Genomic DNA, 5,571 nt, shown 5'->3' on the forward strand with positions numbered 1-5,571 from the left:
TATACCCATCCAATCAAAAGGAAAGAACATGGAAATCCAGAACATGGTCGCGTTGGCGGCCATGGATACCGATGACGATCTGATCGACGACGCGCCGATCAGTGTGTTCTCGGTCGCCTACTGCGACGACGCATACTTCGGGTGAATCGATGAGTACAGCAGCTACCGCGGCCTCCCCCGAGGCCGATCTGCGGACGTACCGGGTCGCCCAAGCGGCCTCGACGTTCGGCAGCACCCTTACCGGCACCGCGGTCTCCGTGGTCGCGGTCGTCGGATTGGGCGCTGGGCCACACGAGGTTTCGCTCATCGTGACCAGCGCGATGATCCCGTCGCTGGTGCTCGGCCCGGCGGCGGGGGTCTTGCTGGATCGGGTGCGCAGGCCGCGGCGGCTGCTGCTCGCCGCCGACCTGGTCGCCGCGGCGTCGGTGCTGTGCTGTGCGGCGGCGATGAGCGCCGGCGTGCTGACCATCGCCGGACTCGCCGCACTATCCGTCGTCCTTGGCGTGGCCCGGGTGGTGCTCGAAGGTCTGTACTTCGGCCATCTGACCACGCTGGGGGTCACCGATCTCGGGCGGGCGCGGGCCGGGCTCCAGTCGACAACGATGGTGTCGCGATCGGTCGGGGCGTCGATCGCGGGACCGCTGGTGGCATCGGTAGGCGCGGCGGCGATGTTCGCCTGCGATGCGGTCACCTACCTGTTCAGCGCCTACTGCCTCACCAGACTCGCCGCACCCGACCAGCGGTCGACCGAGCCGCGGCACGGCTTCGGCCGCGAATTCCTCGATGGCGTAAGGGCTTTGCGCGGTCACTCGCTACTCCTGGCGCTGGCGCTGTACCTACTGGTCGGCGGGGCGGCATCGGGCGGCATCGCCGCGCTGCGAGCGGTATTCCTGCTCGACGAGGTCGCGCTTCCCGTTGCGGTATACGGGATTCCGGCCGTGGTAGCCACCCTGTCCTCGGCCGCCGGTGCACTGCTCGCACCGCGCGTGCACGCCAGGGCGGTGCCCGCGCGACGGGTACTGGCGATCACGGTGCTCGGCGGCGCCATCGGCACCGCCGCGCTGCCGATGGCGACCGGGCCCACTGCGACAGTGCTGTTCGCCGCCTGCCTCGGTGCGGCGGTGCCCATGTTCTTCGGTGCGGTGCTGAACATCGCGCTGGTGACGGTCATGGGCGACGGTGTCGGAGACGGCTACTTCGCGCGGGTCGGCGCACTGCTGGCCACCGGGACCACCGCGGCGAATCTGCTCGGTGCGGTGCTGGGCGGCGTGCTCGGCGAACGATGCGGCGCGCGCACCGGGATCTGGGCGTTCGTCGCCGTCGATCTGGTCGCGTCCCTCGCCTTCCTGCTGATCGTCGGACGCGCCCCGGCCGATCGCGACAACAACAACGAATCGATTGCGAAGGTGGCACGATGAATGCCGAGTATCCGCACGCCCCCGAGTCCGATGACTGGGATGTCCTGCACGGCAACCGGATTCCGGATCCGTTCCGACCGCTCGAGGACCTCGCCGATCCGGACAGCGTGTCCTGGGTAGCGTCCCAGCGGCAGCTGACCGAGACCTATCTCGACGCGCTGCCCGGCCAGGAGCGGCTGCAGGAAGTGTTGCGCGACATCGTCGTTCAGGGACCAACCGCCTCGCCGGTGAAATACGCAGGCGCCCGCCGGTTCCGAGTCGGCCGTGCGCGCTCTTCTGGACCATGGCAGCTACAGGTCTCCGATGAGCCGCAGGGCGACTGGCGCACACTGCTCGACGCGACAACCCTTGGCGCGGGGGCGATCCTGCGACGCTGGGCACCGTCACCGGACGGCAGGTTCGTGGCCGTGCAGGCGAGTGTCGGCGGGTCCGAGGACAGCACCCCACTCTCGCTGGTCGACGCCAAGACCGGTGCCGTGGTGCGGACGTGCACGCTGACCAGATACTCACCGGTCGAGTGGCTGGCCGACGGCAGCGGCTACTTCTACGTGCGGCGCCACGACAACCGTTGCGGCAGTGGGGTATACCGGCATCAGGTAGGCACCGAGACCACTGACGACGAACTCCTCATCGGCGACGACAACCCGGTCGGCCGCTACCACTTCACCTTCTGGCACGACCGCTGGCTCGTCATCACCGGCCGCGCGGGCACCAGCAGATCGACCAGGGTCTCGATTGCCGATGTGGCCGAAGGCGGTCCGCCGCGACCGCTCGAACTCGGCGGTCTCTCCTCGGCGGGCGTCGTGATCGACGGTGCGGGCCGGATCCTGGCCATCTCGACCGCCACGTGCGAGTTCGGCCAGCTGCTCGTCGCCGAACCCGAGCCGTCGGGCGGCTGGGGTCAGTGGCGGGTGCTCGTGCAGGCCGACGAACCTTCGGTGCTGGCCGCATTCGCGGTAGCCCCAGCCGACGGCGACGACCGGCTGCTGGTGTTGCGCACGCGGGACGGATACGCGGAGCTGTCGGTGCACGACGCGGACAGCGGCGCCTGGCTGCTCGACGCCGAATTGCCCGGTGCGGGAACAGTTGCCGGGATCAAGTCCACCGATGAACCGGGCGTGCTGCTGCTCAGCTACACCGACTGGATCCGGCCGCTCGGCGCCTGGCGGCTGGATCTGCGCTCAGGCCAGGTAACCCCCACCGAGCCGTCGTCGCGGCTGCTGCCCGGAATCACCGTCACCCGAACGACATACCGCTCCGACGACGACACCGAGGTACCGGTGACGGTGCTCGCACCGGCCGGGCCGCAGGTGCCCCGGCCCACCATCCTCAGCTGCTACGGCGGCTTCGGCATCACCTTCCGGCCCGGCTATCAGCCGGACGGCCTGACCTGGGTGCTGGCCGGTGGTGTGATGGCCATCGCGGGAGTGCGCGGCGGTGGCGAACGCGGGCGGCGCTGGCACCGCGACGGTGCGGGCGTGCACAAGCTCAACGCGTTCGCCGACCTGCACGCGGCCGGTGACTGGCTGGTCGAGACCGGCTGGACCCGCAGTGGCGCACTGGCGCTGCTCGGTGGCAGCAACGGCGGACTGATGGCGGTCGGCGCCATGGTGCAGCGGCCCGGGAACTATGCCGCGGTCGTGAGCGCAGGCGCCCCACTGGACATGGTGCGCTATGAACGGTGGGGGCTCGGCCGTGCCTGGCGCGAGGAGTACGGCTCCGTCGACGATCCGGCGGCTCTGTCTGTGCTGCTTCGGTATTCGCCGTACTACAACGTCACCGCACGGACCGGGGAACCGGCGCACCGATGGCCGCCCGCGCTGTTCACCACCGGCGACAGCGACACCCGGGTCCCGGCGGTGCACTCCTGCAAAATGGTTGCCGCACTTCAGCGCGACAGCGGTGGGCCCGTACTGCTGGACGTGATCGTGGGCAAGGGACACGCGGGCGGTGGGCCCGCATCGGACCGAGCTCTCATCCTCTTGCTCGCCTTCGTCGCCCGGCACACCGGGTTGTCGCTCGACGAATGATCCTTGTGGCGGTGTGGCATTCGCTGCTCACGGGTGCCCGTCGCCGCGGGGCGGGATGCTCAGCGCGAGCAGCGCGGTGTCGTCATCGACGCCCTCGCCGAAGCGAGCCAGCAGGTCCGTCACCGCGCTGACCACTGCCGGTGCGGTGGTCGGGGCCAGCGGACCGAGGAACTCCAGGAGTTCCTCTTCGCTATGCCGAACGGAGCCGGTCGTGCGCGCTTCGGTGAGCCCGTCGGTGTACAGCAGCACGGTGTCACCGGGGCTGAGACGGAATTCGATACTGGCGAAATGAGCATCGGGCAGCGCGCCCACCAGTTGTCCGCCCGGGATGTCGAGGAACCGCGCACCGCCGGTCGCGCTGAGCAGCACCGCTGGCGGGTGACCACCACTCGCCAGACAAACGTTGCAGCCCTTCGCATCTGGTGTCAGCTGTCCATAGATCACGGTGCAGAAGCGGGGATCTATCCCGTGGTACTCATGGTTGAGCACGGTGTTGAGGATGGCCAACGCCGCGACGGGGTCCGGGTCGGAAGCGGCCGCGGCGCGCAGGGTGTAGCGGGCCAGCGAGGTGACCGCGGCCGCGGGGGCACCCTTGCCCGATACGTCGCCGATGAAGAAGCCCCAGGTGTCGCCCTTCAGCGGAAACAGATCGTAGAAGTCGCCGCCCACCTCGTCGACCGATGCCGCGTGATAGTAAGCGGCAACGTCGATTCCGGGGACGGTTGGCAAGGTTGGCGGGAGCAAGGTGCGCCGCAGCGTGGTGGCGAGTTTCTGGACACGGTCACGTTCCCGGTCCGCGTCCTGCCGGGCCCGCAGCAGTTCTTGTTCGTAAGCGCGGCGGTCGCGAGCATCGAAGATGGTGGTGCGGATCAACTGGGCCGTGCCGTCCGGACCCGACTTGACCATCGAGGTCACCAGCACCGGTAGTCGAGTTCCGTTGGCGGCCTTCAGGTCCAGGGCGAGCCCACCGATCTCGCCATGCATGCTCAGGGTCGGCGAGATATGCGTTTCGTGATAGATCCGCCCGCCGACGGACAACAGATCGGTGAACCGGCGCCGGCCCACCAGTTCGTCGCGCCGGTAGCCGAGCCAATCGAGCAGTGTGCCATTGATTTTCGCGATCGTGCCGTCCATCAATGTCGAGAGGTAGCCGCACGGGGCGTTTTCGTAGAGGTCCTCGACGCTGTCTTCCAGCAGCGCGGAGAACGCCGGATTCGCCGCGGCATCGTCGGCTTCGCCGCCGGTGCGGTCGTCGTCGGCTTGGCGGATCACGGCACGCTCGCCGCCGCGAACTCCGCTATCGCTCGGACGGTGGCTTCGGGCGCGCTCAGCTGCGGGCAATGGCCGGTCGCGTCCAACGTCACCAGCGTGCTGCCGGAGATCTGGTCGCGCACGAACCGGCCGACCTCGGGCGGCGCGATGGCGTCCTCGCGGCTTTGAATGATCAGCGTCGGCACGGTGACCTGCGCCAAATCGGCACGGTTGTCGGACAGGAACGTGGTCTGCGCGAACACCCGGGCGATCGCCGGGTCGGTGCGGCAGAAACTCTCGGTCAGCTCGGCGCCCAACTCGGGCCGTTCGGGGTTGCCCATGATCACCGGCGCCATCGTCGCCGACCACCCCAGATAGTTGCTGTCGAGCGATTCGAGGAGTTCGTCTATGTCCGAGCGGCTGAACCCGCCTCGGTAGTCGCCGTCGTCGATGTAGCACGGCGAGGGTGTCAGCAGCACCAGCTTCGCGAACCGGCCGGGATCCTGCGCCGCGGCCAGGACCGCCATCATCGCCGATACCGAATGCCCGACCAGCACCACGTCACGGAGCTCGAGATCGGCACACAGCTCGACGATGTCGGCGGCATAGCCGTCGAGGGTGGCATACCGCTCCGGCGACCAGGCATTCAAATCCGACTTGCCCGCACCGACGTGATCGAACAGCACCACCCGGAACTGGGCGGCCAATGCGGGCGCGACGAGCCGCCAGAGATTCTGGTCACAGCCGAATCCGTGCGCGAGCACCACCGTGGGACCGTCGTCTCGACCGATTACCACGACATTGTTCTTGCTGCGCACATTCACCTACCCATCCTGCCACCCCATCAAGGGGGCGCCCGATGGGGCAAGCGA

The 5,571-nt window shown here is 68.6% G+C and carries 4 protein-coding genes; 2 read left to right on the forward strand and 2 right to left on the reverse strand.

What is annotated here, in order from left to right:
• Positions 1–149: 149 nt before the first annotated feature.
• A complete protein-coding gene (locus tag ACQPW1_RS26950; protein ID WP_433654351.1) occupies positions 150–1,418 on the forward strand; it encodes an MFS transporter in 1,269 nt (422 codons plus the stop codon).
• On the forward strand, positions 1,415–3,448 hold the full coding sequence (locus ACQPW1_RS26955) for a prolyl oligopeptidase family serine peptidase (RefSeq protein ID WP_433654352.1): 2,034 nt from the start codon (positions 1,415–1,417) through the stop codon (positions 3,446–3,448). The genes ACQPW1_RS26950 and ACQPW1_RS26955 overlap by 4 nt, the downstream gene beginning before the upstream one ends.
• Before the next feature lie 27 nt (positions 3,449–3,475).
• On the opposite strand, the gene ACQPW1_RS26960 is transcribed toward ACQPW1_RS26955, so the two are convergent.
• Entirely contained in the window at positions 3,476–4,720 is a 1,245-nt protein-coding gene (locus ACQPW1_RS26960) for a PP2C family protein-serine/threonine phosphatase (RefSeq protein ID WP_433654353.1), read from the reverse strand.
• The gene (locus tag ACQPW1_RS26965) at positions 4,717–5,523 is read right to left on the reverse strand and encodes an alpha/beta fold hydrolase (protein WP_433654354.1); all 807 of its coding nucleotides are present in this window, start codon (positions 5,521–5,523) and stop codon (positions 4,717–4,719) included. Before ACQPW1_RS26965 ends, ACQPW1_RS26960 begins: the two co-directional genes overlap by 4 nt.
• Between the last annotated feature and the right edge of the window lie 48 nt (positions 5,524–5,571).

The organism is Nocardia sp. CA-128927, from assembly GCF_050955855.1.
Classification (GTDB): domain Bacteria; phylum Actinomycetota; class Actinomycetes; order Mycobacteriales; family Mycobacteriaceae; genus Nocardia.